The organism is Alkalihalobacillus phoenicis (assembly GCF_047302405.1).
GTDB lineage: Bacteria > Bacillota > Bacilli > Bacillales > Bacillaceae_D > Alkalihalobacillus.
Genome location: NZ_CP154853.1, coordinates 320,752 through 335,584 on the forward strand (window position 1 = coordinate 320,752; position 14,833 = coordinate 335,584).

Consider the following 14,833-nt stretch of genomic DNA (forward strand, 5'->3'; position numbering starts at 1 on the left):
ATCAAAAATTGGTGAAATTACTCGAAGGAGGTAAATTTGTGGCTAAAGTGAAAGTGCAACCTAGTGTTCCGTTATGGAGAAATAGAATTGTTATCCGTATTTTTTGGCAAGTATTATTTTTAGTGGCTGTGATTTTAACCGCTGCTTATTTTATTAACAATGCAGCCAATGGGTTAAGCCGTGCTGGTTTAAGTTTTGGTTTCTCCTTTTTGTCTTCAACGGCAAACTTTGCGATTGGTGATATTATTATTGATTATACGCCAGCCGATACGTATGGAAGAGCTCTATTAGTAGGGGTTGCAAATACATTGCGTGTTGCTTTTGTTGGAATTATTTTAACGACGATTTTAGGAGTTATAATTGGGATTTGTCGCTTGTCATCCAACTGGTTAGTTAAAACATTATCAGGTGCTTATGTAGAAATTTTCCGTAATACCCCAGTTTTAGTGCAAATTTTCTTTTGGTATTTTGCCTTTTTCTTAACGTTACCTAGATTAAATGAAACGGAACCAATCTTTAATGTTTTCTACTTCTCGAATAGAGGATTTGCATTCCCTTGGTTGGAATGGAATGGAAGTACTTTATGGTTAGTTTTGCTTATTGGCGGTGTAGCAATTGCCTACATAACGAGGAAGATATTATTGAAAAAGCAAATTGAAACAGGGAACAGAAAGTATCCATTAGTTACTGGAATCGGTGTCTTTTTAGCTTTCTGTATAATAGGATTACTGAGTACAGGAATGGGACCTTGGTCGATTACAATCCCTTCGATTGAAGGGTTAGGTTTTTCAGGAGGAAATCGTATTAATCCAGAATTTGCCGCCATTTTATGTGGACTTGTTTTTTATACGGCTTCTTATATTGCTGAAATTGTTCGTGGAGGAATTTTATCTGTTTCAAAAGGGCAAATTGAAGCAGCTAGTGCACTAGGGCTTAGCAGTGGAAAAATTTTACGCTTTGTCACATTTCCACAGGCGATACGTACGATTATTCCTCCAATTACAAGTCAATATTTAGGTTTAACAAAAAACTCAAGTTTGGCGGTTGCTGTTGGATATTTTGAGTTGTATGCGATTGGAGGAACGATTTTTAATCAAACCGGTAAAGCGGTGGAAATCGTTATTATTTGGATGGTTATTTACTTATCAATCAGCTTGCTCACAGCATTAATTATGAATATTTACAATCACATGACCAGATTGGTAGAGAGGTGAGAATATGGATCCTAATTTAGAAACTTCCACAAACTCAAGACCAATGGTGAAGGGAAAACAAAGTGTGACAGGTTGGTTTAAAGCTAATTTATTTAGCGGTTGGTTTAACTCCATTCTAACGATTGTATCAGCCACTGTGATTGTTTTATTATTAAATTCTGTCTTTACATGGGTATTCACTCAAGCCAATTGGTCAGTAATAGCTGAGAACTTTAAGCTCTTTTTTGTAGGTCAATATCCACTTGCTCAAATGTGGAGACCTTGGCTAAGTTTATTAATATTAATGCTCTTAATTGGTTTATCATATGGGGCTTATCGAAATGGTATTTTAAGAATCGTATTTTACTTTTTTAACGCTTTATTAACTTTAGTTTTATTTTTACCATTTGTGGCATGGAGCTCTAAAGCATGGTTAGTTGGCGGAATCTTAATTGCCTTTTTAGGAATGATTGTCGGACATAAATTTCCTAAGGTTAAAAAATTTACTCTCGTAGGTTGGCTCCTTTTATATCCATTGTTTATTTTTCTAATGAATGGGTTTGGGATATTACCAACTGTCCGAACAAATGCATGGGGGGGACTATTACTTAATATTATTATTGCAGGAACAGCCATTGTTGTTTCCTTCCCGATCGGCGTTTTACTGGCATTAGGAAGAAGGAGTAAATTACCTGTTATTAAAGTGTTCTGTGTTATTTTTATCGAAACGATTCGTGGTGTACCTTTAGTTGCTATATTAGCAATGGCAATGCTCATGTTCCCATTATTTTTACCAGCTGGTTTTCAGGTTGATAATTTAATTCGAATTATTATTGCCGTGACCATTTTTAATTCAGCTTATGTTGCAGAAAATGTGCGTGGTGGTCTACAATCGATTTCGAGAAGTCAGTATGAGGCAGCAGATGCTTTAGGGTTAAATGCATGGAAAAGAACAACCTTTATTATTTTGCCACAAGCATTACGGATAACCGTGCCATCAATGGTCGGTCAATCGATTTCCATATTTAAGGATACAACGCTAGTAGCTTTAGTAAGTGTTGTTGATTTATTAGGCATAGGGAGAGCGGTTATGGCGAATCCAGCATTTTTAGGAACTCAAAAAGAAATTTATATATTTGTCGCCTTAATATTCTGGATATTCTGCTATTTCATGTCGCTTGTAAGTAAACGAATTGAAAAATCTTTAAAAGTAACTCATTAACTAGTCCAGCTACGTCCGTTAGAAGCTCGAAAAAAATCGGTCATCTTTATGAAGACAAAAAGCGTCTTCATCAGCCGCCCCTAATTTTTTCTCGCTTCTGAGCGAACAGGCTACGCTTTATAAATAAGGAGGATATATGTATGAAAATTGCTGTTGATGATTTTGATCCGAGTATTCCGTTAGAGGAAAGAGAAGACATTATTGTATGTAAAAAAATTAATAAATGGTACAGCAATAATCACCACGTATTAAAAGATGTAGATGTTTCGATTAAACAAGGAGAAATCGTTTGTATTCTCGGTCCATCAGGTTCTGGAAAATCGACCTTTATTCGTACGATTAATGCTCTAGAAGAAATTCAAGAAGGGACAATTGAAGTGGATGGGATTCCGTTAACCAATGATATTGCAAAACGTGATGCGATTCGAATGGAAACAGGAATGGTATTTCAATCATTTAATCTCTTTCCACATTTAACGATATTAAAAAATATTACATTATCACCAATTTGGGTGCGGAAGTGGCCAAAAAAGAAAGCGGAAGAAATCGCCTTAGGTTTACTAGAGCGTGTTGGGATTCCAGAGCAAGCGAATAAATATCCTGGTCAGCTTTCCGGTGGTCAACAGCAGCGAGTAGCCATTGCTCGAGCACTGGCTATGCAACCTAAGATTATGTTATTTGATGAACCAACATCAGCCCTTGATCCAGAAATGGTTAAGGAAGTATTAGATGTTATGAAGGAGCTTTGTAATACGGGAATGACGATGCTTGTTGTGACTCATGAAATGGGATTTGCCCGTGAGGTAGCTGATCGAATTATTTTATTTGATGATGGAGTGATTGTTGAACAAGGTACTCCAACAGAACTCTTTGATAACCCAAAACATGAACGAACAAAGCTCTTTTTATCAAAAATTATCTAAAGAAAAGTTAAAGTATGATACTAGAAATTCTTGTATAGCTATCGTTTTAAGCCCCAAAGCAATCATTGCTTTGGGGCTAATTAACGTTGTATAAAATGCATAATATACAAACTGGGTATTTCGTCATATAACGTATTACCGCAATAAAATCTCTTTGTGAAGTAATATGACAATTTTTCCACTTTTCAAATAATTCTTTGTTAACCTTTAGTCATTATCAATCCTTTGAAAGGGGAGAGTAAATGAGTAAACAAGGAAAAGTATTCCTGGTAGGAGCAGGTCCAGGGGATATCGAGTTATTGACGATAAAGGGAAAACGCGTATTAGAACAAGCAGATGTCATCATCATCGATCGACTTGTTAATCCTCATTTGTTGATGGAAGCGAATAATCAGGCGAAAGTTATTTATTGTGGCAAGCAACCGTGTAAACATACACTACGCCAAGAAGATATACAAATAGAAATGCTTATCCACGCAAAAAAGGGAAAACAAGTTGTGCGTTTAAAAGGAGGAGATCCAGCTGTATTTGGAAGAGTTGGAGAAGAAGCGGCTTTCTTAAAGAAGAATGGAGTTGCTTATGAAATTGTACCAGGGGTTACCTCAGGAATTGCAGCCTCCATGTATGCTGGAGTACCTGTTACACATCGAGATTACTCGACTTCCTTTGCAGTTGTAACGGGTCATTGTCATAATCAGTTAGGGAAACCTAAGGTCAATTGGCAAGCTTTGGCACAGTCCGTTGATACGATTCTTTTTTATATGGGCATTAGTGAAATTGAAACGATCACAACAGAATTAATCGATAAAGGGAAATCAGCTCAAACCCCAGTTCTCGTTATTCAATGGGGAACATATAGCAGGCAAAAAACAGTAGAAGGCACATTATCGAATATTCATAGGAAGGTCAAAAGTGCAAAGGTTAAAAATCCAGCGATGATTGTTGTGGGTGACATCGTTTCAATGAGGGAGAAATTCTCATGGTTTAGCCAGAAGCCTTACTCAGGATGGGGGATATTAACCTTTACAAAAGAAGAAACTCCATTGATGACTACGTTTCGAGAAAATGGTGCAGATTTATATCGGTATTCATTGAGTATCTTAAAAAATGGAGAAGTGACAATGGATGTCGTTCATGCCGCTTTTAAAGCCTCTCCTCAACAAGGGATCGTATTTTCTGAAACGATTCATGTGAGAGCATTTATACAAAAGCTAGTAGAGTTAGGATACGACATTCGTGAATTGCAAGCCCCTTTATTAGCTGGAACAACAGAAGTTTTAAAGGAGTTTAATCGTTATGGATTCCAAGTTGATTTTGCAGAAGAACAGAAGCATTTAATGCATATACGTATCGGTTGTGATTCTTCAACAGAGCCACTATCACCCGTTACAAAGATGGCTATAAGTCGACTCTTAGAGGAAGGACATGTTAATGCACTTTTGTGTGAGAGTGAAGAGGAGCTAAGGGCACTCGAACATTGTTTTCAAGAAATAAGATTCCAAGGTTTTTCGGCCCCACTTAAACTATTAATAAATAATGTAGAAACAAATGCTGTTAATCATTTCTCGGAAAAATGGAATGTTGAAGTAATCGATTTATTGAACATGGAAGAGAACTTACTAACTCTTCATTCAATATAGAAGTTAACAGACTCAGAACAAAAGGAGAGGATCGAATTTGAAGGAAAAACTCGTATTAATTGGAAATGGAATGGCCGGAATTCGAACCATAGAAGAGATTATCAAGTTAGAGCCTAATCGATTTGAAATTACCGTATTTGGAGAGGAACCTCAACCAAATTATAATCGCATCCTTTTATCCTCTGTCTTACAAGGAGATGCGGGTGTAAATGATATCGTTCTAAATAATTATAAGTGGTATGAAGATAACCAGATTCAGTTATATACGGGAGATCCTATCGTATCCGTTGATCCCAAAAAACAAATCGTTAAAAGTGCAACTGGAATTAATCAGTCCTTTGATCGGCTCATTTTTGCGACTGGTTCTAATGCTTTTATGCTCCCTCTTCCTGGTGCAGATAAAGAGGGAGTCATTGCTTTTCGAAACATTAAAGATTGTGAAACGATGATGGAAACAGCTAAAAAGTATAAGAGAGCAGTGGTCATAGGAGGAGGGTTACTCGGGTTAGAGGCAGCGAGAGGTTTATTAAATTTAGAGATGGAAGTTGATGTGGTTCATCTTAATGACTTTTTAATGGAACGTCAGCTTGACCAAACCGCAGCCAAAATGCTTCAAGAAGAGTTAGAGAATCAAGGAATGAGATTTCATTTAAATAAACAAACAGAAAAGTTATTAGGAGGGAAAAGGGTTGAAGGTTTGTTGTTTAAAGATGGTACAAAGTTAGAGGCTGATCTTGTTGTGATGGCAGTCGGTATCAAACCAAACATTCAACTAGCACAAAAAACGGGGTTAGAGATAGGTCGTGCGATTCAAGTTAACGATAAGATGGAGACGAGTCAACCTAATGTGTATGCGGTTGGTGAATGTGCAGAGCATAGGGGGGTTGTTTATGGACTTGTTGCCCCATTATATGAGCAAGGAAAAGTACTAGCTGCACATATATGCGAACAATCAAAAAATCAAACGCTACAAACGCCAGGGTATGAAGGTTCGGTCATTTATACACAACTGAAAGTAGCAGGGGTCGATGTTTTCTCAGCAGGTAATTTCATAGATACAGATAAAACAAAATCAATTCGAGTTCATGATGAGTTTGATCGGATCTATAAAAAGGTGGTCATTCAAGACAATCGTATACTTGGTTGTGTACTGTTTGGTGATACTTCCGATTCACCAAGGATTTTATCTATGCTTCGTTCGAAAGAAGACATCTCTAAGTTAAATAAAGTGGCGATTTTACCATCGGAGCAGACGAGTGCTCAAAAGGAATCAGCTGTTGCTAGTATGCTAGATTCAGAAACTATTTGTGGTTGTAATGGCGTTAGTAAAGGTGACATTGTCTCAGCGATAAATGAATTGGGCTTAAAAACGGTACGTGAGGTCACACAATGTACAAATGCTTCTCGCTCATGTGGAGGCTGTAAACCGCAAGTACAGGAATTAATTGAGTTAACGACAGGTGAAGAAGCAAATCTGGCTAAAGAACCAATGTGTACATGTACAGACTATTCTCATGAAGAAGTAGTCGCAAACATTCGTGAGCTTGGATTGACCTTTATTCACGAAGTCATGAATGTACTAAATTGGAAAAGTGAGGATGGTTGTTCTAAGTGTCGTCCAGCCCTTAATTATTATCTTGGTTTGATTGAGCCATTAAATTATGAAGACGATAGTCATTCTAGGTTTGTTAACGAACGACTTCATGCAAACATTCAAAATGATGGAACGTTTTCCGTTGTTCCGCGAATGTATGGAGGGGTGACGGATTCAGCTCAACTTCGCAAAATTGCTGATGTTGCTGATCGCTATAATGTTCCACTTCTTAAAGTAACTGGTGGCCAACGAATTGATCTATTAGGAATTAATAAGGAAGATTTGCCAAAGGTTTGGAAAGAGCTTGATATGCGCTCCGGTTATGCGTATGGAAAAACATTAAGAACCGTAAAAACATGTGTAGGTGAAAATTTTTGTCGATTTGGAACACAGGACTCTATTGGTCTAGGGATATTAATAGAGAAAAAATATGAAGGGTTAAATACGCCTCATAAAGTGAAAATGGCGGTATCAGCCTGTCCGAGAAATTGTGCGGAATCAGGGATAAAAGACGTAGGAATTGTTGGAGTAGAGGGTGCTTGGGAGATTTATGTTGCGGGTAATGGTGGGGTAGATCTACGAAAAGGAGAGTTGCTTTGCAAAGTACAAACGTCTGAAGAAGTTATAAAAACGATCAGTGCGTTTTTACAATATTACCGTGAACAGGCAAAATATCTTGAACGAACATCTCATTGGGTAGAAAGGTTTGGATTAGATTCAATAAAAAAGGTTGTTTTGGAAGATAAAGAAGAAAGAGCGGTACTGATAGAAAGAATGGATATCGCTTTATCGACTTATCAAGATCCTTGGGAAGAAATTATTAACAGTGAAGAAAAGAAAGAAAAGTTATTCAAGAGAAATCTAGTAGATGTGAACAGCTAAGGAGGGTATTTGGATGAAACAATTGGAAGAAAAAAGACGTGTGCTGGTGGCAAATAGGTTGGACCTTTCTCAAGGTTTAGGTAAGCATGTCGTTTTGGAAGGACTTCAGTTAGCCCTTTTTTTACAAGAGGATGGTTCGATTCATGCGATTGAAAACAGGTGTCCACATAAAGGAGGTCCCCTCTCAGATGGGATTGTCAGTGGGCAACATGTTTTTTGCCCTCTTCATGACTGGAAAATTAATACAAAAACAGGTGAAGCTGAAGGCGGAGATAATGGATGTGTTAGAGTGTTTGAGGTCGAATTAAGTGGTCATGATGTATATGTTTGGTTAGATGATGAAAGTAACTCTTTGTTCCTTTGATAGGCGGAGGTGTAGCTTGAATAGACAAAAAGAGAAACTAGTTGTCATTGGAAATGGAATGGCTGGTTCGCGAATTCTTTCAGAAATTGTTCGGAAAGCACCTGATAAGTTTGAAATGACGGTTATCGGTAGTGAACCTGTTTCTAGTTATAACCGAGTACTTCTTTCTTCTGTTTTACAAGGGGAAAAGGAGCTTAAGGATATTAAAATTCATGCAGATGAATGGTATGAGAAAAATAATATTAATCTGCGAGTGGGAGAAACAGTTGTCCATTTTAATCCAGATTCGAATGTATTGATAACAGACAAAGGCTATAGGACGGAATATGACCATTTGGTATTTGCTACTGGTTCGAGCCCCCTTAAACTTCCGATTCCAGGCAGTCAACTTTCAAATGTTAGGACATTTCGAACGATGGAAGATTGTGATCATCTTACAGCCCTTGCTAAACATGCAAAAACAGCCATTGTTATTGGTGGTGGTCTTCTCGGGTTAGAAGCAGCCAAAGGGTTAATCCATCTTGGGTTAGAGGTAAATGTTGTGCATTTGGGTGAGCGTATTATGGAACGTCAGCTCGATGAGACAGCATCGAATTTACTTATGGAAACATTAAAGAATCAAGGGATTCAATTTTGGTTACAAAAAGAAACGAAAGAAATAGTAGGTGAAAGTACGGTTGAAGGAGTTCGTTTTACTGATGGGACGATGCTCAAAGCAGATATTGTGATCATGTGTGCGGGTATTCGTCCGAATATTGAACTCGCTAAAGCTAATGGAATCAAAACGAATCGAGCAATTGTCGTCAATGATTCCCTTCAAACGAGTAGCCCTAATGTTTATGCAATTGGCGAATGTGCTGAACATCGAGGGATCGTATATGGACTGGTCCAACCACTAAATGAACAAGCACATGTATTGGCCCAGATTCTTTGCGGCGTTCAAGGACATGTTTATCGTGGGACAACGGTCTCCTCGAAACTCAAAATATCTGGAGTCCATGTTTTTTCTGCTGGGATAATCGAGCCAAAAGAAACGATGTATTCCTTAACGCTCATTAATGAAATTAAAAAAAACTATAAACGGTTCATTTTTGAAGATGACCGATTAGTAGGAGTTATTTTATACGGGGAAGTTCAGAATAGTCCATTGCTTTTGGAGTATATAGTGGATAAACAAATTTTATCGGACGAGCGAAAACAACAATTATTAACGATGGTAGATTCGGTTGAAGATGTCGTTAAGAACTTGAAAAAAACCGATTTAGTTTGTCAATGTAATGCTGTTTCTAAAGGAATCATTCAAGAAGCAATTACTAGACACGGTGCAAAAACGATAGAGGAAGTTAAAGTGAGGACGAAAGCATCAAGTTCTTGTGGAGGGTGCTCATCAACAATAAAGGCGATGCTCCAGACGATAGAAATGGGAAGTACCACTTTAGAAAGTGAAAAAGAGACACTCTGTGCGTGTATCGATTTGTCTGAAGATGAAGTAGTCGAACGGATTATTAAATTAGATTTAGAGACAGTTGAAGAGGTTCGTTCAACGCTTGGCTGGATGAAGTCGAAAGGATGTAAAGTTTGTCAGAAAGTCCTTACTTACTATGTGACCATGATTCACACTTCACTGCTTGATTATTCTAACGAAGAATTAAATGTGTTTGAGCAAAACAACGGAAAGTTTGCATTAACTCCTGAATTCTACGGGGGAGTAATATCAGCTGAACAGGTTAGTAGAGTGGCTAAAATAATGAAACGGTATCGAGTGCCGTATTTAAGAGTTCGTAGTGATCAACGAATCGAACTCAATTCCATTGAAAAAGAGCAATTGGAAAACCTTTATACGGATTTAGATTTACCGTTAAGGAAAAATAACTTTTATCAAGTTCAGCCGGTCCTCATGATGAACGATTTCCGAGAAAATAAAGAACAATTGTTGGAATTAGCTACTGAAATGGACAAAAAATTATTAGGGGTTATCGTTCCACATACTGTGCAAATCGGAATTTTTTATTTAGGAGAAAGGGTCAATGTTACAAAGTGTGATCTTCGAATTGACTATTATCCTCTTGGATTAGAATTATCCGTCATAGGACAAGGTGAAGAGGAAAACCTATTGTTTTACAAAACACTCAAAGAAGAGATGCTCCTTGAGATGGTCATAGCTTTGATTCATTATTACAGAATGACAGCCAAGTATTTAGAACCACTATACTCTTGGTTTCAACGGATGGGAATAATTTCTGTTCGGGAGTTCATATTTGATGAAACAAATCGTTCTGAACTCTTAACATCGCTTTGAAAAGGCACTGAACAGCAGGGGAGGAGGGAAGTATTTGACTGGTAAAATGTTAGCTTATTTTCGTCAAAAAGAGCAGGGGAATGAAACGGAGCATGTCTATGATAGCCAATGCCCATTTTGTAGTGTTCAATGTAAAATGCAGTTGATTGAATCTAGAAGTGGAAATCGTAAACGTTATAAAACCATTGGTAAGTCGAATCCAACTTCACATGGGCGTTTATGTATAAAAGGGATGCATGCCCATCAACATGCCCTACATAAAGAACGTTTGACCCAGCCCATGATTAAATCAAATGGACAATTTGTTCCGATTTCTTGGACAGAGGCTCTTGCTTATATTAAAGAGAATATTACCGAGATCCAGCAAAAATACGGATACGATGCAATGTCTGTCTATGGGAGTGCTTCTATTACAAATGAAGAGGCGTATCTTATGGGGAAATTTGCACGCGTTGCCTTAAAAACGAAATATATTGATTATAATGGACGACTTTGTATGTCTGCCGCAGCATCCGCAGCCACCTTAACTTTGGGGATGGATCGCGGAATGACTAATGGATTACAGGAAATCCCCGAAGCTGAATGTTTAATTTTAGCGGGAACGAATATCGGAGAATGTCAGCCAACATTGATGCCTTATTTTGAACAAGCTAAGAAGAATGGAGCTTTTATCATAGCTATAGACCCAAGGGAAACCTCAACAACAAAGCTTGCTAATCTACATTTGCAGTTAAAGCCTGGTACTGATGCTGCTCTTTACAATGGAATCTTACATGTTATTTTTCAGGAAGATTTAATTGATTCCGAGTTTCTAGCTAAACGGGCAAAAGGGTTTGATGAAGTGAAAAAGTGGGTTCTTTCTCTTGAATTAACTGAAATATCTGATATTACAGGGGTTTCTGAGAGGGACATTCGGCGTGCAGCTATTGAGTTTGCTACACCTAAGACTGGTATGATTTTTAGTGCCAGAGGTGTTGAACAACAAACGGATGGCTCCATATCTGTTCGAAATTTATTAAATATTTTACTCGCTACAGGTAAAGTTGGAAAACATGCATGTGGATATGGGGCGATAACTGGACAGAGTAATGGTCAAGGGGCAAGAGAACACGGTCAAAAAGCGGACCAGCTTCCAGGTTATCGATCTATTGAAAATCTGGAGGATCGTAAATTTATAGCGAATGTATGGGGCATTTCTGAAGAAGAGCTCCCGAGAAAAGGAGTCTCTGCTTTTGAAATGATAGAGAAGATCAATACTGAAGAAATTAAAGGAATGTTTTTACTTTGTTCGAATCCAGTTGTTTCAAACCCAAATGCTCACTTTGTAAAACAAGCATTATCCAAACTAAATTTCCTTGTAGCGGTTGATTTATTTATATCTGAGACAGCCAAATTAGCCGATTTGATTTTGCCTTCTACATCTTATTTGGAGGATGAGGGCACGATGACAAATTTTGAAGGTAGAGTAACGGTTCGAGAAGCAGCGATGAAACCAATAGGCGAAGCCAAACATGATTGGCAAATTCTTTGTCTGATTGCCAAAACACTTGGGGCTGGTCGTTTCTTTCCATTTAATAACGCAGAAGAGATCTTTAATGAATTAAGAAAGGCAAGTCGTGGAGGGAAGGCTGACTATTATGGTATGAGTTATTCAAGGCTTCGAGAGAATGAAGGGCTTCTTTGGCCTTGTCCAAGTGTAGACCATCCAGGAACGAGCCGTTTATTTGAAGAAGGTTTTGCTCATGATGAGCGAAGGGCAAAAATGGTTGTAGTACCTAATAAACCTGAGGTAGCAAAAGAATCCGTTTGTTCTAAATATCCTCTTTATTTAACGACAGGGAGGGTAATGTCTCATTATTTGACAGGGGTTCAGACCCGTAAAAGCTCTTCATTAGAAGCGAGAAACTTTGAATCTTATATGGAAATACACCCTGAGACGGCTATTCGATATAACGTAAAAGATCAAAAACTTGTCAAGATAGAATCAAGGCGAGGTTCCATTATTGTTCGGAGTAAAATAACAAAAACAATTAGAAAAGATACCTTATTTGTTCCTTTTCATTGGGACGAAGGGCAGAATGTCAATCGACTGGTAGCTGATGACCTTGATCCAACTTGTCGTATGCCGAGTTTTAAAGTAAGTGCTGTTAAGTTAACACTAGTATAAAGAAAAAGGGAGTGGGGTAAGTGAAACTATCAGACCTTAAAAAAAGTGGTCATGCGCCATCATTATTGTCAGCTTTCTTATATTTTGATATTAGCTTTATGATATGGGTACTTCTTGGTGCTTTAGGGGCGTATATTACGGTAGATTTTGGTTTATCTGCATCACAACTAGGATTAATTGTCGCAATACCGATTTTAGCTGGTTCGGTTTTTCGTATTATTGTTGGAATACTGACCGATCGATTTGGAGCGAAAAAAACAGCAATAGGTGGTATGGTCATCACGATGGTTCCACTTTTCTGGGGGTGGTTATTCGGAAACACAATTAGTGAATTAGTGGCTATTGGGATTTTGCTTGGTGTGGCAGGAGCAAGTTTTTCAGCTTCTTTACCACTGGCTAGTCGTTGGTATCCACCACATATGCAAGGCATTGCAATGGGAATTGCAGGAGCAGGAAATAGCGGGACGTTGCTAGCAACCCTTTTTGGACCACGGTTAGCGGAAGTGTTCGGTTGGAGTGGGGTGATGGGATTAGCTCTTATCCCGTTACTACTTGTTATGGTTTCGTTTTTTTTCATGGCAAAAGAACCACCTAATCAGCCAAAACCAAAGCCACTTAAAGACTATTTCCTTGTCTTTAAAGAAGTAGATACTTGGTATTTCTGTTTGTTATATAGTGTGACTTTTGGTGGTTTCGTAGGTCTATCCAGCTTTTTAAGTTATTTCTTTGTCAGTCAATATTCTCTTTCTGGCGTTCGGGCAGGTGAATTTGTCACAATTGTTGTTGCGGCAGGGAGCTTCTTACGACCGGTAGGGGGATTAATTGCCGATAAAATTGGGGGAGCGACATTGTTACGCATGTTATTTGTTGGGGTTGCTATTAGTATGTTTGCAGTCAGTTTACTTCCACCACTTTTATTTGTGACAATTGCTCTTTTTTTAGGAATGGGTTTTCTTGGAATGGGAAATGGAGCGGTTTTTCAACTTGTCCCACAAAGATTTGAAAAAGAGATTGGGATGGTGACCGGAATTGTAGGGGCTGCTGGTGGAATTGGCGGGTTCTTTTTACCTAATCTTTTAGGAATTATGAGAGATTGGACCGGGAGCTATTCAAGTGGATTTCTAATTTTATCGGCGGTTGCCCTTTTGGCATTAGGTTTGCTTTTATGGGCACAGCTTAGTTGGAAGAGAGAGTGGAAAATGGCTAAAAAACTAGCATAACCATTCGATAACATATATATAAAGGCCCTAAGAATTTATAGATTCTTAGGGCTTCTTAATGTATGATAAATTTTAAAGCGATCAAGTGCCTATGAGTAGCTAACCTTAAAAGTGTCATAGCTATATTTAGCAACGTGCGAATAATTCTTTTTATTTGATAATTGCATCAATAGACAAATTTCATATAAAATAAGGAATAGATGGGAGGGAAACAAATGACAGTAAAATCAGCAAGAGACCGAATTATCGATACTGCTCTACAGCTTTTTGAAAAATATGGATATCATGGGGTTGGAATAAATAAAATCATTGAAGAAAGTGGAACATCTAAAGGTGGATTCTATCATAACTTTAAATCTAAAGATGAATTGCTATTTATCATTCATGACACATTTATATCCTATGCCTTAAACCAAGTAGGAAAAGCGGTCGAAAAAAATGAAACACCGACAGAACAACTATCACAAATTTTAAAATCATCAGCAGAAAACTTTACAAAGTATAAGCCGCATCAAACAGTTTTTTATCAAGATCATACGTATTTGCCAGAAGAATATTTTGAAGCGATAAGTAAAAAACGTGATAAAGTAAGGGACCTTATTAATAATGTGATTCAAGAGGGTGTCGATAAAGGAGAGTTTTTACCAAATTTACCGGTACCGATTATTGGAATGACGATTTTTGGAATGGTGAACTGGACGTATAAATGGTACAACCCAGAAGGCCCCTTTTCAAATGAAGAAATTGTCGTGATTTATGCTGATTTTACGCTAAACTCACTTTTGACAGAAGAGGCTAAGCAAAAGTATCAGTTTTCTACTTATTTTGAACAGAATCAAGCACCACAAAAATAAAGCCGACATTTGAGTTAAAAATGGGTTGTTAATCATTATGTTTCTCCCTCCTTCCCATAAAGAAAAGGCGGGGAGATGCGTAGGTGCCTATTGAAACATTTACCAAAAAAGTAAAGGTGAAAGATTAAACCAATTATCTTTAATTTTCTAATAATTCTTATAAAAAATATTGACTAATGGAGAGTGATAAATTAGTATTAAAGAAAGTACTAATGATAAAAATAAGGAATCCAAGACATAATTGTTAAGGAAATTTTTTATGGCTTTCTTAGACAGACTGGTCTGTTGAAAAATAAGGGAATTTGTCGAATTTAATCAAATATAGGAGGGATGTTTGTAAAATTATAAGATAATGCTATCTTACCATAGAGTATCTATTTATTATATGAAATAAAGTAAACGCTTTCTTATTGAGGGATTTAAAAATTTAACAGACTATTCATTTTAGTTAAGCCCGTTAGAAGCCTAAGAAAAA

At 37.5% G+C, this 14,833-nt stretch carries 10 protein-coding genes; all 10 read left to right on the forward strand.

What is annotated here, in order from left to right; all coding sequences use genetic code 11:
* Positions 1-38 precede the first annotated feature (38 nt).
* The 10 genes from AA0017_RS01475 (at position 39) to AA0017_RS01520 (ending at position 14,358) form a co-directional block, all read left to right on the forward strand.
* On the forward strand, positions 39-1,214 hold the full coding sequence (locus tag AA0017_RS01475) for an amino acid ABC transporter permease (protein WP_413378833.1): 1,176 nt from the start codon (positions 39-41) through the stop codon (positions 1,212-1,214).
* Between the two features lie 4 nt (positions 1,215-1,218).
* On the forward strand, positions 1,219-2,415 hold the full coding sequence (locus tag AA0017_RS01480) for an amino acid ABC transporter permease (protein WP_413378835.1): 1,197 nt from the start codon (positions 1,219-1,221) through the stop codon (positions 2,413-2,415).
* A gap of 140 nt (positions 2,416-2,555) precedes the next feature.
* Positions 2,556-3,338, forward strand: coding sequence for an amino acid ABC transporter ATP-binding protein (locus tag AA0017_RS01485; RefSeq protein WP_413378837.1), 783 nt, complete (start codon positions 2,556-2,558; stop codon positions 3,336-3,338).
* A gap of 242 nt (positions 3,339-3,580) precedes the next feature.
* On the forward strand, positions 3,581-4,978 hold the full coding sequence (gene cobA / locus AA0017_RS01490; RefSeq protein ID WP_413378839.1) for a uroporphyrinogen-III C-methyltransferase: 1,398 nt from the start codon (positions 3,581-3,583) through the stop codon (positions 4,976-4,978).
* Positions 4,979-5,015: 37 nt separating this feature from the next.
* Entirely contained in the window at positions 5,016-7,454 is a 2,439-nt protein-coding gene (gene nirB, locus AA0017_RS01495) for a nitrite reductase large subunit NirB (protein WP_413378841.1), read from the forward strand.
* Between the two features lie 13 nt (positions 7,455-7,467).
* A complete protein-coding gene (gene nirD / locus AA0017_RS01500; protein WP_413378843.1) occupies positions 7,468-7,818 on the forward strand; it encodes a nitrite reductase small subunit NirD in 351 nt (116 codons plus the stop codon).
* A 16-nt stretch (positions 7,819-7,834) separates the two neighbouring features.
* Positions 7,835-10,117, forward strand: coding sequence for a nitrite reductase large subunit NirB (gene nirB, locus AA0017_RS01505; RefSeq protein WP_413378845.1), 2,283 nt, complete (start codon positions 7,835-7,837; stop codon positions 10,115-10,117).
* 34 nt (positions 10,118-10,151) lie between these two features.
* Positions 10,152-12,284 (forward strand): assimilatory nitrate reductase catalytic subunit NasC, encoded by a 2,133-nt coding sequence (gene nasC / locus AA0017_RS01510; protein ID WP_413378847.1) that lies wholly within the window; start codon positions 10,152-10,154, stop codon positions 12,282-12,284.
* 20 nt (positions 12,285-12,304) lie between these two features.
* Positions 12,305-13,504: an MFS transporter gene (locus tag AA0017_RS01515; RefSeq protein ID WP_413378849.1), complete on the forward strand. Its 1,200-nt coding sequence runs from the start codon at positions 12,305-12,307 to the stop codon at positions 13,502-13,504.
* Positions 13,505-13,719: 215 nt separating this feature from the next.
* Positions 13,720-14,358 (forward strand): TetR/AcrR family transcriptional regulator, encoded by a 639-nt coding sequence (locus tag AA0017_RS01520; RefSeq protein WP_413378851.1) that lies wholly within the window; start codon positions 13,720-13,722, stop codon positions 14,356-14,358.
* Positions 14,359-14,833 lie beyond the last annotated feature (475 nt).

Excerpts from the sequence above, each read along its gene's own strand:
- AA0017_RS01520 (WP_413378851.1), top strand. The coding sequence starts at position 13,720 with ATGACAGTAAAATCAGCAAGAGACCGAATTATCGATACTGCTCTACAG.
- AA0017_RS01485 (WP_413378837.1), top strand. The coding sequence starts at position 2,556 with ATGAAAATTGCTGTTGATGATTTTGATCCGAGTATTCCGTTAGAGGAA.
- nirD (WP_413378843.1), top strand. The coding sequence starts at position 7,468 with ATGAAACAATTGGAAGAAAAAAGACGTGTGCTGGTGGCAAATAGGTTG.
- cobA (WP_413378839.1), top strand. The coding sequence starts at position 3,581 with ATGAGTAAACAAGGAAAAGTATTCCTGGTAGGAGCAGGTCCAGGGGAT.
- AA0017_RS01480 (WP_413378835.1), top strand. The coding sequence starts at position 1,219 with ATGGATCCTAATTTAGAAACTTCCACAAACTCAAGACCAATGGTGAAG.